Origin of the sequence: Ochrobactrum sp. SFR4 (genome assembly GCF_019730395.1) — a bacterium.
GTDB lineage: Bacteria > Pseudomonadota > Alphaproteobacteria > Rhizobiales > Rhizobiaceae > Pseudochrobactrum.
On sequence record NZ_JAAPBB010001361.1, the window covers coordinates 1 to 237 of the forward strand.

At 53.2% G+C, this 237-nt stretch carries 1 pseudogene; it reads right to left on the reverse strand.

Annotated elements, in window-relative coordinates:
• Positions 1-47: 47 nt before the first annotated feature.
• A pseudogene (gene entE, locus HBA93_RS23465) lies at positions 48-237 on the reverse strand (2,3-dihydroxybenzoate-AMP ligase); the annotation flags it as partial.

A 237-nucleotide genomic window follows, 5' to 3' on the forward strand; every position in this document is an offset into this window, starting at 1 on the left:
GGGCGGTAAATCTTTGATGCTCAGGTCGCTCATTTCGCACTACGTGCTCAGGTCGAAGCTGTGTTGTGTGCGAGAAGCGAACGCAGATGTTTCTTGTCGATTTTACCGACAGGCGTGAGCGGCATATGGGCGATAAATTGAATGCGATCCGGCAATTTATAATCGGCGATACCCAGTGCTGCGAGATGACGGCGCAGGGCAGGCGCTTTCAGTTGCGGATTGCGGGAAACGACAAAG